Below are 14,643 nucleotides of genomic sequence, written 5' to 3' on the forward strand. Positions count from 1 at the left end.
AGTTATTTTTGTATAAACAAACATTTTTAGTAATAATCAATATTTCTATGTTCGCGTGTATATTTTCTTTTTTGATACTGTAAAAAAGATTATTTTTATAGTAATTATGACGTACAAACCCTTCTATATTTACGGTTTAATTCAATTGTGAACCGTTACTTAGCACAGATGGCATGATTATTTTTCTTATATAGTAATGGCTGATTCGTTACATATATATAGGAAAAATAAAATATAGAAGTAAAGAAGGGATTAGTAGAAGATGAGATACAGTCAGTATGATAGAAAGAAACAAATTTTTGGTATTCGTAAGTTTTCGTATGGTGCAGGATCAGCAGTGTTAACAACATTGTTATTCTTAGGTGCTACACACAGTGCACAAGCTGCTGAAACAACAGAACCAGCGGCAGCAGAGGAGGCAACAACGCAAGAAGCGCCTACCCCAGCGGAAGATACACAAGCTGAACCAGCAACTGAGACGCCAGCAGTTGAAAGTACGGAAGCGGTACAAGAAGAAGTAGCGCCGGAACCAGCTCAAGAAGCACCACAAGCTGAAACGGTAAAAACGAAAGAAGATGGCGGTCATTATTCAGTAGGTGGCAATGACTATCCAACAGTAGACTTACCTGAAGCAGATGTAGTCAAAACGAAAGAAGCAGATAAACACTATTCAGTAGGCGGTAACGATTACCCAACAGTTAATGCACCAAATGCCGAAATTGGTGAACGTATTGATCCAGAAACGGGTGAAAAAGTAAAATACATCGTGTCATCTAAACCACGTACAACAGAAGCGCCTAAAACAGAAACAAAAGAAACAACACAATCAGAGCCAGCTGTACGCACAACATCAGCACCAGCAACTATTGGTGGTGAAGATAGAGGTGGTGGTCCATCGTTAAATGTACATAGTATCGGTGGCGGCGGTGTCAATGTAACGCCAGGTTGCGCTAAATTTCAAAAAGATGGCCGCGTGAAATATGATTATGAAGTATCTTTAAACCCGATTAAATCTAGTGATCACCTTCAAACAGGTAGCACTTTTAACATCACAATTCCTAAATTTGCGGAAAATGTAAGATTTACATTGATTGGAACGCGTGATGAAAATAGTAAAGCGCATGATGTTAATATGGAATTAGGTCAGATGACATATGATGAGTATGAAGCGGGTTATGAGGAATATGGAAATCCAAACTTTCATAATATCCCAACTTATGAAGAATATTTAGAACTGAAAGAACAAGGAAAATTACCAATCTCAGTTGTGGAACATAAGGTTGAAGATGATGGGTACAGTATCACTTCAACAAGTGGGCAAGATTTTCACGCTTTGGTACGCTCATTTTCAGTGAATACATTGGTTACAGGACCAATCGGTTTAAAAGTAGAGTTTGATATTTCTAAAGAACAATATGAAAAAACACCTTATTTACCATTAGATGCGCGCCTAGGCTGGAGAGGTTTTTCTGAAGGTGATGAAATTCAGAATTATGACACAGGTGCACAGGCTTTAGATCCATATAGAAAAGCAATAACTAGTACAGAAATTAAAAATGACCGTATAGTAGAGTCTATGTATTATTACATTGAGCATCCAGAAGAAATTAAACTGGGTAGTTTCGATGAACACGGTTTTTACGGTCAACCAGGTGTAGCTGTAACACGTAATATGGGACATTGGAGTACAATTGGTCCTGATATTTCTGAATCAACTTTTGATTATGCAAGTGAGTTTAATCTCGACGCAAATCCAGCTGTCACATATTATGGTCCTAAAAATGAAGACTTAGCGGACATTGCAGTTGTGACGGTTTGTGAGTTAGAACCAGATGAAGGCGATGCAGATAGCGATTCAGATGCAGATAGCGATTCAGATGCAGACAGCGATTCAGATGCGGACAGCGATTCCGACGCAGACAGTGACTCAGATGCGGACAGCGACTCCGACGCAGATAGTGATTCCGACGCAGATAGCGACTCAGATGCAGACAGTGACTCAGACGCAGATAGCGACTCAGATGCGGATAGCGACTCAGATGCGGATAGCGACTCCGACGCAGACAGTGACTCAGATGCGGATAGTGACTCCGACGCAGATAGCGACTCAGATGCAGACAGCGACTCCGACGCAGATAGTGACTCAGATGCGGACAGCGATTCAGATGCAGATAGTGACTCAGATGCGGACAGCGATTCTGACGCAGACAGTGACTCAGATGCAGACAGTGATTCCGATTCTGAAAGTGATGCGGATGCAGATGCTGACTCAGACAAAGAGGAACACTCTGGTGCTGATGTAGATGAAGATGAGCCACACCAAGGTACACATGGCGGTCATGGTACACCAGGTCATGGCTTACCTGACACAGGTGCGACACCACAAGCAAACACAACATTATTCGGTAGCTTACTAGCTGGATTGGGTGCATTGTTCTTACGCGGTCGTCGTAAAAATCAAGAAAATAACTAATGTGTTATAAATAGAATATATCGCTTTATATAAGACGCCCTTACTCAATGTATGAGTAGGGGTGTTTTTGTGCATAAAAAAGCAAGACAGCGACGAATGTCTAGCTGTCCTGCAAGGTAAGTGGCTTAACGCTGTTGTGCGTCTAGTATTTGTTTTACAACCGCTGCGATGCCATCGTGGTTATTGTCGTGTGTAACAATATCGGCAATGGCTTTAATTTCCGGTGTGGCATTGCCCATAGCAACTCCAATGCCTGCGTCACGAATCATTTCCATATCGTTTAGTTGATCACCGAATGCGACAACGTCTTGTTTATGAATGCCGGTAGCCTTACAAATATGGTCTAATGCGTTAGATTTATTGACACCTTGTGCGGTAATTTCCAAATAAAAAGGGGTCGAGCGTATAGTATTTAACGTCTCACCGCACAGTTTCTGTATATCTGTCGCAATACTGTCGATATAATCAGGGTCTTGTGTTAGTAGAATCTTAACCGGACTAAAGTCAATCGTTTCATGGAGTTGTGGCGCATAGACAAGTTCCAAGCGATGCGCAGTAGATTCATGTTTGACATACTGATTGTCAGGTGTGTTTGTATACAATATGCCATCGTAGTCAACGATATACGTGAAGTTGAAGTGTTGTATCGCTGTAAGGAAAGTACGCGCCTCGTTCACAGAAATCCCTTTCTTATATTGCTCTTCTTCTGTTGTGACATCTAACACCAAGCCACCATTGTATGCGCCGATTAAGCCATGATGTTGCTTCAACTGTAAGGCGTCTATTTCATAATGAAAGCCAGTACGTGGGCGTCCCGATACGAGTGCGACTTTTATACCACGTTCTTGAGCAGTGATGAGTGCCTGTTGTGTTTGTTCTGTAATACGCCCTCGATCATTGACTAACGTTCCATCACAATCTAATGCGATTAATGCAATGTTCTTCATCTTATCATCCTTTCAAAAAAGCGGAACAGCCGTTATTCAGCTATTCCGCATAATGTATTTATAATGATTCGCCATTTGTCGCAATGACGTTTTTGTACCAGTCGAATGAATCTTTTTTGTAACGATTCATTGTGCCGTTACCTTCGTTGTCACGATCGACATAAATCATGCCGTAGCGTTTTTTCATTTCCCCAGTTGTAAAGGATACGATGTCCATAATACCCCATGGTGTGTAACCGAGTAAGTCTACCCCGTCCAGTTCCACGGCGTCTTTCATCGCTTGAATATGGTTTTTAAAGTAATCAATACGTGTTGTATCGTGTACTTTGTTGTCTTCTGTCAGTTCATCGACAGCACCGAAACCATTTTCTACGATGAATAATGGCAATTGGTAACGGTTATATAGCGTATTTAAAACATATCGCAAACCGTCTGGGTCAATTTCCCAGCCCCAGTCAGATGCGCCGATATAAGGGTTTTTCACGCCGTTTGGTAAGCCACCATTCGCAATGTTATCTGTCTCATTATTTTGTACATCGTGTTTAACCGTAGTAGACATATAGTAGCTAAACGCTAAGTAGTCAACCGTACCTTGCGCAAGAATCTCTTCGTCGCCGGGTTCAATAGGTAGTGAGACGCCAAGGCGGTCTAATTCTTTCAATGCGTACGCTGGATATTTCCCACGCACTTGTACGTCTGGGAAGAAGAAACGTTCTCTGTTTGCGATTTCTGCTGCCATAATATCTTTAGGGTGGCAAGAGTATGGATATACTGGAACGTGAGACACCATTGCGCCAATTTTAAAGTTTGGATTGATTTTATGGCCTGCAATGACAGCTTTTGCGCTAGCGAGTAATTGATGGTGCGCTGATTGATACATCACACTGCGCGCATCTTCGCCAGGTTGTACTTGAATCCCTGCATTTGTCCATAAGAATAGCGGATTATTAACGTCCATTTGGTTATTGATTTCATTGAACGTCATCCAATATTCGACTTTATCTTTATAACGTTCAAACACAACTTTCGCAAACTTCTCAAAGCAGTCCACGACTTTACGACTTCTGAAGCCGCCGTATTCGCGTGCTAGGTGAAGCGGGATTTCAAAGTGACTCAGTGTAATAACAGGTTTGATCCCGTATTTTAATAATTCGTCAAATACATCATCATAAAATTGAAGTCCTGCTTCGTTCGGTTCATCTTCGTCCCCTTTAGGGAAAATACGCGTCCAACCGATAGAGGTTCTGAGCGCTTTAATACCCATTTCCGCAAATAGTGCGATGTCTTCTTTATAACGTGAGTAAAAATCTACAGCTTCATGGTTTGGGTAAAACTCATGTGCTTCCACTTTATCTGTAATACGTCTTGGAACACCGTGTGCCCCTGCTGTGAGGACGTCCACGACAGAAGGACCTTTGCCGTCTTTGTCCCAGCCTCCTTCAAATTGATGTGCTGCAAATGCGCCGCCCCATAAAAAGTCTTTTGGTAATGCCATAATAGTTTCCTCCAATATTATTTAATTACTTCGATTAGTAAGTCACCGTTTTTAACGGATGTTTGTGTTGTTTTCATTAATTCATTAAAATCTGCATAGTTTGTGATAATGACGGGTGTCACTGTTGAATAACCTGCTTGTTCGATTGCTTCAATGTCAAAGCGTAAGAGTGGCTGACCAGCTGTAATTGCGTCGCCGTCTTGTACGAGTAATTCAAAATGTTCGCCGTTTAATTGTACCGTGTCCATACCGACATGAATGAGTACTTCAACGCCAGTATTACTACGGAGACCAATTGCGTGTTTCGATGGTGTCGTCATAACGATAGAGCCATCAAATGGTGCGACGACTTCATTATGTGTTGGTTGAATTGCTAGACCATCGCCCATTGCGCCTGAGCTGAAGACAGGATCCGCAACGTCTGGTAATGCGATAACGTTACCTGTTAAGGGTGCTTGTACGTGAGCTTCTAAGTCAGATTGTACAGCGTCCGCATTTGTATCGTTATTGAGCGTAACTGGCTCGATATCTGCTTTTTGTACGCTATCTTCACCGTAACCAAAGATTTGAATCAATACAATCGGTAAGATAATCGCGATCGCAACACCGATACAGACCCCGATAAATGACGATGGATTGTCGCTATTAATTGTATTCACGATTGTTAGCGGACCAGGTAAGCCAGCGTAAACATAGTAGTAAGGGTTGAAGAAACTTGCGACAACCGCACCGATTGCCCCAGAGATACAGCCGATAATAAATGGCTTTTTGAATCTCAAGTTAATACCGTAAATGGCTGGTTCTGTAATGCCGAAAATACCTGTAACACCAGCGGATAATGCGACTTTTTTCGTTTCTTGCATTTTCGCTTTAAGGAACACACCTAGGACTGAACCGACTTGCGCGATAACAGCAATGGTTTGATATGCCTGGAATGAATCGCGACCATAGTTGTCGAAGTTCGCAAGGATCACAGGTGTAATGCCCCAGTGGACGCCGAAAATAACGAATACTTGCCAGAATGCTCCGATGATGATTGCGGCTAAGATTGGTAATTTTTCCGCTAAGAAGTTGTAACCATCCGCAACACCGTTCGCAAAGATTGTTGATAATGGCCCGATAACTAAAATTGTGAGTGGGACCATGATAACGATACAACATAGTGGCACAAATAAAGATTTCACGACTTCCGGGAACACTTTATTGAAAAAGCGCTCAACGTAAGACAATGCCCATACTAAGAAAAGCGGTGGTAATACTGTTGAAGTATAAACCGTTTCACTCAACGGAATACCGAAGAAGCGAACTGTTTCGCCATTGGCAATATTGCCTGCCATCTCTGTCCATGTCGGACTCACAAGTGCCATCGCACAAGCTAACGCGATATAGATGTTGACTTTAAAGTGCTTGGCTGCGGTTAATGCGATAAAAATAGGTAAGAATGTGAAAGGTGCCCATGAGATAAAGCTGAACACTTCATACGTTCCTGTTTTTTCAAAGGCAGGGAAGGCTAAATTAATTAAAATCAGTGTCCCTTGTAAAATCCCCGCTGCAGCTAAGATGTAAATAAATGGCGCAAAGACCGCTGACATCGTCGCAATGACACGATTTAGAATGGATCCTTTTTCTTGTACCGATTCATCTGTCGTATCTTCAACATTTGTAATACTTGTGAAAGCATCATACACTTCACCAACGTGTTGACCGATAACAATTTGGAACTGACCGCCATTTTCTACAACGGTAATAACACCTGTTAATTCGGATACTTTACGTTTGAATTCTGGGTTGGAACGTTTCAACACTAAGCGTAAACGCGTGGCACAGCGTGCGACGTTCACGATATTCTCTTCGCCACCGACAGCTTCAAGAATATCGCTTGCCAGTTGCTGATAGTTACGTACTTTTGACACAAACATCATCTCCTATCAAAAACTTATATTATTATCTAACATTATAATTGTACCGGTACAATAATACAAGTGCGTAACTATGCTGGATTGTGTATAATAAGTGAAAGGTTAAAAAAGGAGTCGCGGGCATGAACAAATATCAACAAATCGTATATGAGATTGAACAATATATTCATGAGCATAACTTGGAACAGGGCACAAAGCTGGATAGTTTAGATACATTGACGCAACGGTATAACGTAAGTCGCAGTACGATTAGTAAGGCATTGGATACTTTAGAGAAACGAGGCGCTATTTTCCAACAACGTGGTAGTGGTATTTTTGTCAGACGTCAGCGCCGCGAAGGTTACGTGAGTCTGCTTGTTAACCGTGGCTTTAGCGCAAACTTTAAAGATGGCGCCACGCATTATGACGTGTTGAAAGTCGAACAAACCGTTGCCGATGAAGATGTCGCCAACAACTTACATATCGAAGTTGGTGCGCCAGTTTATTTGGTGGAGAGACTTGTTTATCTCGATGATGAGAAATTGTGTAAAGAGCTATCGTATTTTCCAGTTTCTGTTGTCCCTTATGTAAATAAAGAAATTGCAGAACAATCCATCTTCCATTATTTAGAAACAGCTTATAAGATGAACATTAGCTTTGCAGATGTTTATTTAGTGATTGATCAATTGAACGATGCAGAAGCGGATGTGTTAGACTTACCCCCATTATCACCCGGGTTATATATGGAACAAGTCGTCTATCTAGCAACCGGCATCCCATTTGACTATTCAAAAGTCGTGTATCATTATAAGCACGCAAAGTTCTTTGTGCAGTCCGTGAATAATTAATAACATACAGCATCGTCATATTATCGGTATGGCGGTGTTTTTTTGTGGGAATTTTTAAGAAAAGTGCCCACACACAGATGAAATATTGTATAATTAAAGTATTAAATCACTATGTTGGAGGCTGTTATGAATAAGAAAAATATGTTGATTGGTGTAGCTGCCAGTGCTTTGTTACTTTCAGGGTGTGGATTTTTAAATAACAATAATAACGAAAAAGCGCAACAAGCGGATACACAAACGGAAAATAAGAATGAATCAAGCAGTAATACGAAACAAAATAATGTTAACCAGACACAACAAAATAATACGCAATCACAACAGAGCAAGCAGGAAGATAAAGGTTATATTTATCCGAAAAACACACGTGAATATTATGCGCAAATTTTTCTGACGGCACGTGATAATTTATCAGTGTTTGATGGTAGCTTGGGTAACGTGACTTATGAACCGGTGGATATATCAGGAACGCTCGTAAACCCGTACAATGAGGATGCGACGGTGAATTTTCCTGACGGTACAATTGGATTATATCCTTCAGCATTAGCGGCTGGTAGTGTTACCTTTAGAGATAACAATGATGGAACGGTGACATTTTACAATGCGCTTGATCGTTTTCATGATCACGTTTGGTTTGAAGATGAATTTTCATTAAGAGAGTCTCGCAAAATCATAGATAATGGACGCACAATGCCGATTAAAGATTCACCACAATCAGATATTAATTATGTGGCACAATTCTTCCCAAATAAAGCACCAGAAGCAAGTTCTGCGGAAGCCTTTGAAGGTTATGAAACAGATAGATCTAGCAGTTCATCAAGCAGTGAATCAAGCTCTTCTTCATCAGGTACAACGGTAACGCGCAGCAATGTCATTGACTTGGTTGAGGACTATGAAGGTCATTTGTTAGATACGAGCACGTATACTTACAAAGAGCCAGAACAAATGCCAGACGGTAGATGGGGCTTCTCAATTTTAGACAAAGCAGGTAATCTCGCTGGTTCATATATTATTGATACAGATGGTACTGTGACTAAATATGATGAAAAAGGTCAGCCAGTTTAGAACTATAATATAACTACAGATGAAACATATAAGCTGTCGGTAAGGGACTTCCCTATATCGGCAGTTTTTTGGATATATAATGAAATTTCTCACAAAATATAGTTTATTTATTTGTCTTGTACAAGGTATAATTAATTTGTTAAAACATGCGAGAGGTCCTTATGAAAAACAATCTATCCTTGTTGGTATAGTCGCAAGTACGGTGTTGCTTGCAGGGTGTAACTTCTTAAATACAAATAATAATAACAATCAGTTAGCAAATAGTGAAAATAATCAAGACACAACGCGAACTAGTAATATGCAGAATAATCAATAGAATTCTAGTAATCAAGATTTAAGTTTAGGTGGGGAAAAGTATGAGATTTTGTAGTCATTGTGGGAATGCACTCAAGGAAAATCAAAAATATTGTAATCGCTGTGGACAGCCGGTCAATGTGAGGTCTGCGCAATATGTTGTGGAAGAAAAAGGGAGTAAATGGCCGTGGATTGTCGGTATTATCGGTGTCTTGATCTTACTGGCAGGACTTGCCTTTGCGGGACTTCAAATATACAAAAATATGGTATCCAATCAAGCGCAGACGCAAAATAATACCACTCAGCAAACGTCACAAAGTAATACGATGCATGACAGTCAAGATAGCCCAAACAATGCGCAACAGACGTACAGTACCCCACAATCAAGTGCACAACCCGCTGTGACACCAAGCGCACCACGTCAATCAATGGCACCTCAGACAAGAGTCACACGCAGTAATGTAATTGATTTAGTGGAACAATACGAAGGGCATTATTTAGATACTGACACGTATACATTTAAAGAGCCAGAACAACGCGCAGACGGTAGCTGGGGCTTTTCGATTTTGTATAAATCAGGCAGACTCGCAGGCTCATATATTGTTGATTCAGATGGTACTGTGACGAAATATGATGAAAAAGGACGACCAGAGTAAAGAAATATAGGTGGGAGATCATATGCGATTTTGTAGTAACTGTGGGAATGAAATCAAAGGAAATCAAAAATATTGTAACAACTGTGGGCAACCAGTCAATGCAAGGTCCGCGCAGTATATGGTTGTGGAAGAAAAACGTAGTGTATGGCCATGGATTATTGGTATTATCGGCACGTTAATCTTGTTGGCAGGTCTAGCCTTCGCAGGGCTTCAAATATATAAGAATATCACATCGAATCAAGCGTCTACTCAAGGGAACTCGGATACACCAAATACAGCCTTGATCGATCCGGACAACCAGCCAACAGCACAGACGTCTGTTGATGTACTTTCTCAAGATTTTAGTGATGATTATATGCTGACACCACGTACTGAAGGGTATCAAGGTTTTACTCGTGGCATGACACGGCCTGAAGTAGAACAACTTGCAGGACAACATACGGACATAAAAAGTTTAGTAAATGGGACGGTTTATAAATATCATAATATTGGTATTTACTATGATACTAATGATGAAGTGTTAGCTGTAATGGCTATGCCAGATAATGTAAGTACTAGTGAATTTAAACAATTCCATGGAGAACCTAAATATAGGGAAGGTAAATTGTGGATATACGATAATAACCCAAATAATGAGTTTACTATTATTGTACATACAGACGGTCAGAATGTAGTTGCGGTTCAAAATATGGACCAAGTAAAATATTAAACACACATAAAGCAGCATGTCGTGAACAAGTAAGATTGTACACGGCATGCTGTTTGTCTATTCGCAACCACTGTCATGAATGGTGAATGTTTGATTTGTAACATCGAGTGAAGCGGTGGCACCGTATGGAATGATACATTTGGGTTCGTTATGGCCAAAGTTGGCATTGAAGAAGACGGGGGTATCATGTAGTCCGAAGTCTTCTAGCATTGCTTGCCACGTGCGTTTATAGGCCTCATAGTGCTCGCCGTTTTGTGGTTTTCCGATAATGATACCGTTGACGTTTTTCAAAATTTGTTTGGTGCCGAGAAATTCAATAAATGCAGCTAATAATGGGACGGAAAGCGGTTCTTCTGAGTTCTCAAGAAATAAGATTTTGTCTTTAAAAGTGTCTGCGTCAGGGAAAACAGATGTCTCTTTTAAGCGATTTAAGCTTTCAATACAACCGCCGAGTAATTGACCTGTGGCGCGTCCTGTTCCATTAATAATTTCGTAGCTATGGTTATCCATTTTAGGGCGAGGCGTTGCATGTGTTCTTTCATTCCATAGTAAGCCAAATCTGCGGTAATACGGTGATGTTGGAATGCTGCCGAGTGGTTCGTTGTGAAATAAAGTTTGTCGAATCCAATGCGTTGTGTAGTCATCCATTTCGACGTTTTCTCCAAAGTCAGTGAGTATGGCTGGACCGTAAAATGATGCGATGCCATGTTGATATAAAAATAAATGGAGCGCTGTTGCATCAGAGTAACCCATAAAGATTTTTGGGTTGTTTTGGATGGTGTCTGTATCTAAATACTCAGTAACTCTGATTGAATCGTTGCCACCGATAAATGTGATAATGGCTTTAACTGTTGGATCAGCGAAAGCATTGTTTAAGTCTTCCGCACGCTTTTGTGGATATTTTTGAACGTAATCCAATCCCTTCAAGGCGTGTGGCATCACTTTGACTTTAAGTTGAAAGTCTTCTTCTAACCGTTTAATAGCTGTCGTAACACGATGTGCAATATCAGCTTCTCCTGCAAGTCCAGACGAGGGTGATACGAGTGCTACGGTGTCACCTGGTTGAAGTGCACATGGTTTTTGTAGATATGTCATAAAAAGCCCCCTTTGTTTGATATATTTTTGAGTAATAAAAGAATAACATAAATATAGAATTCCGAAAATTGAGAAAATAAAACATTACAGGTGTATCAAATGGCTTATTAGAAACAGTTACCATCTTCTTACCAGCATTCTTGTTGTTATTCGGTATCTTGCCATTCTGGGACAGTATCAAAACAAACTGCTATGTAAAAGGCTTTCTACATGTATTAATGCAGGGGTTGTAGGCATTCTTATCGCAGCCTTCTATGACCCTATATGGACTTCAGCTATTCATGAAGGGCTAGACTTTGCGTTAGCCGGTATCTTATTTGTATTGCTTGCCTACTTCAAAGAACCGTCGTGGGCAATTGTATTGATAGGTATTGTTATGGTCGTCGTGATTTATTAGGATTTGTGTGTGAGTAAGTAGCATAGGAACATGATAATGATAGAAACGAGCATATACGATAGAAAAGCAGTATCTGAGATGTTCAAGAAGCGGAGAATCATGCTACCAAGTAGTAATGTAAGAATAATTAAGCCTAAAATTGTCTTCTTGTTCATAATAGTTTCTCCTTTATGTGATAGAACATAGTCTCAGCTTATCAAAAAGCGGTGTATATGGGTAATGAAGCGGTATGTTATGATAAATGAGATAATGCATATTACGTAAAAGGAGACGTTGACTATGACTAAAGAAAGCTTAGAGAAAATCAATCAATTTAGAGATGCACGTAATTGGCGACCGTTTCATAATGAAAAAGATCTGGCACTTTCGATTAGTATTGAAGCTGCAGAATTACTAGAACTATTTCAGTGGAAAGACTATGAAGATGTTGTGAAGAACAATAGAGAACGTCTTGAAGAAGAACTAGCAGATGTCTTAATTTATAGCTATATGATGGCTGATAATTTAAATTTTGATATTGATGATATTATTGCGAAAAAGTTAGTTAAAAATAATGTGAAATATCCTGTGCCAGGTAGTGAGGAATAAAAGTGAAGCGCACTGAAACTTGAAAAAGAAAAGGTTCAGTGCGCTTTTATAGGATTGGGGAAGCAGATTATTTAATCTCAAGTGTTTCTTCTAAATAATGCATGAAAGCATCATTTTTCCAGAAGCCTAGTCTAATGCCGTCAATGCCACGTGTTAGAAGGACATAGTAAATATTTAAAACAAAAAGTGTGAACTCAAAATCAGTTTCTGGTGTTTGGTCTTGTTCAGGAAACTTGCCATTAACATTATGGAAATTTGATTTTTCTGCGTATAACTTACCTTCAGCATCCACTTGCAAATCGTTCCCTATTAAGACGCCAACTTTGTTCAAATCAATACCTTGAACAGCAAATACAGAGCCAATTTGATCTTCTGCATCTTTATCTTTACTGTTTACCCAGTTTTCTTGAGTAGCATTCCATCGTCTTTTGATATCTCCTTCATGCCAATGCGTGATAGAAGCGTCTTTTCCATCAGCTTGTTTCCACTTTTCCACAAGTCCACCAAGAATGCGGTTAATATGGTCAGGATTGTAATTGCGATCTTCGTCAATCCAATCAATTAAGTTTTGGAGAGGTTTCTCGTCAAAATAACCAAAGTATGCATCTTCGCTTGTATCTTTAAAAACATCTCGGTCAAAGTTAGGATTAAAGCGTGTTTTGTCTAATAGCCCAGTATCTTTGTAGAGTAGATACTTTATCCCGTTGATATAATCTTCAGATGTGTAACTTTTACCTTTAGGGGCTTGTATTCTGAATTGTGTTGTTAAATATTTGTATTCATAGTCTCGTGTAGCTTGAGCAAACTGATCTCTTGTAATATTGGCAGGTCTAATTCCTTGTAACACATCATACATCAAGATAATTTGCTTACCAATTTTTTGAATACATTCTAAATGATGATGACAATCCGTGAACTCATCTTTATACACACTATTAAAAGATGGATGTTGTTTTGAATAATTTCTAGACAATTTATGTGATTCATCTACTATCACAACATCGAATTGATTAGGTTCTTCAGAATAGTGATTGATTAGTTGCGTTGAAGAAAGAATGCTTAAGTTACTATTATTCAATCCGAATACTTTAAATATTTCTTTTGCCGTATCAATCCAGTTTGGCTGAACGACTATGGCCACTCTATTATTTGTTTCTTTTAATAGCCTTGCGATAGTATGCGTTAATAATACAGTTTTACCTGTTCCAGCATTACCATTAATAACGTAACTTTTATTTGGGTTATCTATAATGTCTTGTATCAATTCATTTTGTTCATCATTTAAGACTTTAATTGGACTATATTTGACTAATGACTTTGTGCGCAATTCATCAATACTTGGTGTTTTGACCCAATCTGGATATAAAACTTTTTCCCAGAATGGCAATAGTACTTTGGATTCAACGTCCTCTTTTTCTTTATAGGCATTAACATAGTTACCAGCAGTTAAATTAATAACGTGTGATTCATCATAATCAATATATTTTTTACGAGATGATTTTCTATCTGCCAAGAAGTAGGTGATTAGTTGGCTTTCGACATCATCTAATGCTGATAAATTAAAGTATCGTGAAATCAAAATCATTACTTTGTTAAAATTAGCGTTATTAAACTTCTCTTCAGCACCGTTATAATGCTGTTTGTGACGATCATTAAAATGTTTAGTTTGCCCAATGTAAACTTGTTTCGTCGTATCACTTTTATAAATATAAATAACGTTCTTGTCGTCCAAAGCGTTACGTTGATTACGGTTTAATGAGTCTATATTTAAAATATGTTTCTCATCTATTTCTAGTTCAAAACAGCTGTAACTTGCCATGTTGATGCTCCTCTCTCTATTTTTGAACATACAATTCACTGCAATCATGTATAAAAAGATTATACAACAAAATTAACAATTATATTAATATCTAACAGTTTGTATTTTATAGTGAATAGAGCGAGAAAATTGTGTTTGATTGATTGGAAGCTTGTTTGGAAAACATCAACAATATTGGCTGGAGAATTGAGGTTTTAACATTTTTAGAGTATAGATAAATTTGTCACAAATGTGTTTGAATATGAGGATTAAAAAGCAAATGATAAAAAAGTAAATGTATAAAAAGTGGATAAAAATATGAATAATTTTATTAAAAGTATAAGCTATACAGATGATTTGAACTATACAGTATATGATAAATC

At 39.0% G+C, this 14,643-nt stretch carries 11 protein-coding genes and 2 pseudogenes; 7 read left to right on the top strand and 6 right to left on the bottom strand.

Annotated elements, in window-relative coordinates; genetic code table 11:
• The first annotated feature begins 262 nt into the window (after nt 1-262).
• A complete protein-coding gene (locus CD122_RS12525; protein WP_103358855.1) occupies nt 263-2,473 on the top strand; it encodes an LPXTG cell wall anchor domain-containing protein in 2,211 nt (736 codons plus the stop codon).
• Nucleotides 2,474-2,598: 125 nt separating this feature from the next.
• Here CD122_RS12525 and CD122_RS10070 read toward each other — a convergent pair whose 3' ends face one another.
• Genes CD122_RS10070 through CD122_RS10080 form a run of 3 tightly spaced genes read right to left on the bottom strand, consistent with a single transcriptional unit; the run spans nt 2,599 to nt 6,828 of the window.
• Entirely contained in the window at nt 2,599-3,420 is an 822-nt protein-coding gene (locus CD122_RS10070) for a Cof-type HAD-IIB family hydrolase (RefSeq protein WP_103358846.1), read from the bottom strand.
• A gap of 58 nt (nt 3,421-3,478) precedes the next feature.
• Nucleotides 3,479-4,915 (bottom strand): 6-phospho-beta-glucosidase, encoded by a 1,437-nt coding sequence (locus CD122_RS10075; protein WP_420852955.1) that lies wholly within the window; start codon nt 4,913-4,915, stop codon nt 3,479-3,481.
• 17 nt (nt 4,916-4,932) lie between these two features.
• Nucleotides 4,933-6,828 (bottom strand): beta-glucoside-specific PTS transporter subunit IIABC, encoded by a 1,896-nt coding sequence (locus tag CD122_RS10080; protein WP_103358847.1) that lies wholly within the window; start codon nt 6,826-6,828, stop codon nt 4,933-4,935.
• 128 nt (nt 6,829-6,956) lie between these two features.
• On the opposite strand from CD122_RS10080, the gene CD122_RS10085 reads away from it, so the two are divergent.
• The 5 genes and pseudogenes from CD122_RS10085 (at nt 6,957) to CD122_RS10105 (ending at nt 10,382) form a co-directional block, all read left to right on the top strand.
• Nucleotides 6,957-7,661, top strand: a complete 705-nt coding sequence (locus CD122_RS10085) for a GntR family transcriptional regulator (RefSeq protein WP_103358848.1) — start codon at nt 6,957-6,959, stop codon at nt 7,659-7,661.
• 126 nt (nt 7,662-7,787) lie between these two features.
• The gene (locus CD122_RS10090) at nt 7,788-8,723 is read left to right on the top strand and encodes a hypothetical protein (RefSeq protein WP_103358849.1); all 936 of its coding nucleotides are present in this window, start codon (nt 7,788-7,790) and stop codon (nt 8,721-8,723) included.
• A 356-nt stretch (nt 8,724-9,079) separates the two neighbouring features.
• Nucleotides 9,080-9,148: pseudogene (locus tag CD122_RS12530) on the top strand (zinc-ribbon domain-containing protein); the annotation flags it as partial.
• 312 nt (nt 9,149-9,460) lie between these two features.
• Nucleotides 9,461-9,673 (top strand): annotated as a pseudogene (locus CD122_RS12380) (hypothetical protein); the annotation flags it as partial.
• A gap of 22 nt (nt 9,674-9,695) precedes the next feature.
• Nucleotides 9,696-10,382, top strand: coding sequence for a zinc ribbon domain-containing protein (locus CD122_RS10105; protein ID WP_103358851.1), 687 nt, complete (start codon nt 9,696-9,698; stop codon nt 10,380-10,382).
• 57 nt (nt 10,383-10,439) lie between these two features.
• Here the strand turns inward: CD122_RS10105 and CD122_RS10110 are convergent, their stop codons facing one another.
• Nucleotides 10,440-11,477 (bottom strand): S66 family peptidase, encoded by a 1,038-nt coding sequence (locus tag CD122_RS10110; protein ID WP_103358852.1) that lies wholly within the window; start codon nt 11,475-11,477, stop codon nt 10,440-10,442.
• A 393-nt stretch (nt 11,478-11,870) separates the two neighbouring features.
• A complete protein-coding gene (locus CD122_RS11995) occupies nt 11,871-12,029 on the bottom strand; it encodes a hypothetical protein (RefSeq protein WP_169926513.1) in 159 nt (52 codons plus the stop codon).
• A gap of 124 nt (nt 12,030-12,153) precedes the next feature.
• Between CD122_RS11995 and CD122_RS10120 the strand changes: the two genes are divergently transcribed.
• Complete coding sequence (locus tag CD122_RS10120; protein ID WP_103358853.1) at nt 12,154-12,462, top strand: nucleotide pyrophosphohydrolase; 309 nt, start codon at nt 12,154-12,156, stop codon at nt 12,460-12,462.
• A gap of 67 nt (nt 12,463-12,529) precedes the next feature.
• Here the strand turns inward: CD122_RS10120 and CD122_RS10125 are convergent, their stop codons facing one another.
• On the bottom strand, nt 12,530-14,281 hold the full coding sequence (locus CD122_RS10125) for a DUF2075 domain-containing protein (RefSeq protein WP_103358854.1): 1,752 nt from the start codon (nt 14,279-14,281) through the stop codon (nt 12,530-12,532).
• Between the last annotated feature and the right edge of the window lie 362 nt (nt 14,282-14,643).

The organism is Staphylococcus rostri, assembly GCF_002902145.1.
GTDB lineage: Bacteria > Bacillota > Bacilli > Staphylococcales > Staphylococcaceae > Staphylococcus > Staphylococcus rostri.

Bases quoted from the DNA above. Each gene is read 5' to 3' on its own strand.
- CD122_RS12525 (WP_103358855.1), top strand. From the start codon at position 263: ATGAGATACAGTCAGTATGATAGAAAGAAACAAATTTTTGGTATTCGT.
- CD122_RS10070 (WP_103358846.1), bottom strand. From the start codon at position 3,420: ATGAAGAACATTGCATTAATCGCATTAGATTGTGATGGAACGTTAGTC.
- CD122_RS10075 (WP_420852955.1), bottom strand. From the start codon at position 4,915: ATGGCATTACCAAAAGACTTTTTATGGGGCGGCGCATTTGCAGCACAT.
- CD122_RS10085 (WP_103358848.1), top strand. From the start codon at position 6,957: ATGAACAAATATCAACAAATCGTATATGAGATTGAACAATATATTCAT.
- CD122_RS10090 (WP_103358849.1), top strand. From the start codon at position 7,788: ATGAATAAGAAAAATATGTTGATTGGTGTAGCTGCCAGTGCTTTGTTA.
- CD122_RS10105 (WP_103358851.1), top strand. From the start codon at position 9,696: ATGCGATTTTGTAGTAACTGTGGGAATGAAATCAAAGGAAATCAAAAA.
- CD122_RS10110 (WP_103358852.1), bottom strand. From the start codon at position 11,477: ATGACATATCTACAAAAACCATGTGCACTTCAACCAGGTGACACCGTA.
- CD122_RS11995 (WP_169926513.1), bottom strand. From the start codon at position 12,029: ATGAACAAGAAGACAATTTTAGGCTTAATTATTCTTACATTACTACTT.
- CD122_RS10120 (WP_103358853.1), top strand. From the start codon at position 12,154: ATGACTAAAGAAAGCTTAGAGAAAATCAATCAATTTAGAGATGCACGT.
- CD122_RS10125 (WP_103358854.1), bottom strand. From the start codon at position 14,281: ATGGCAAGTTACAGCTGTTTTGAACTAGAAATAGATGAGAAACATATT.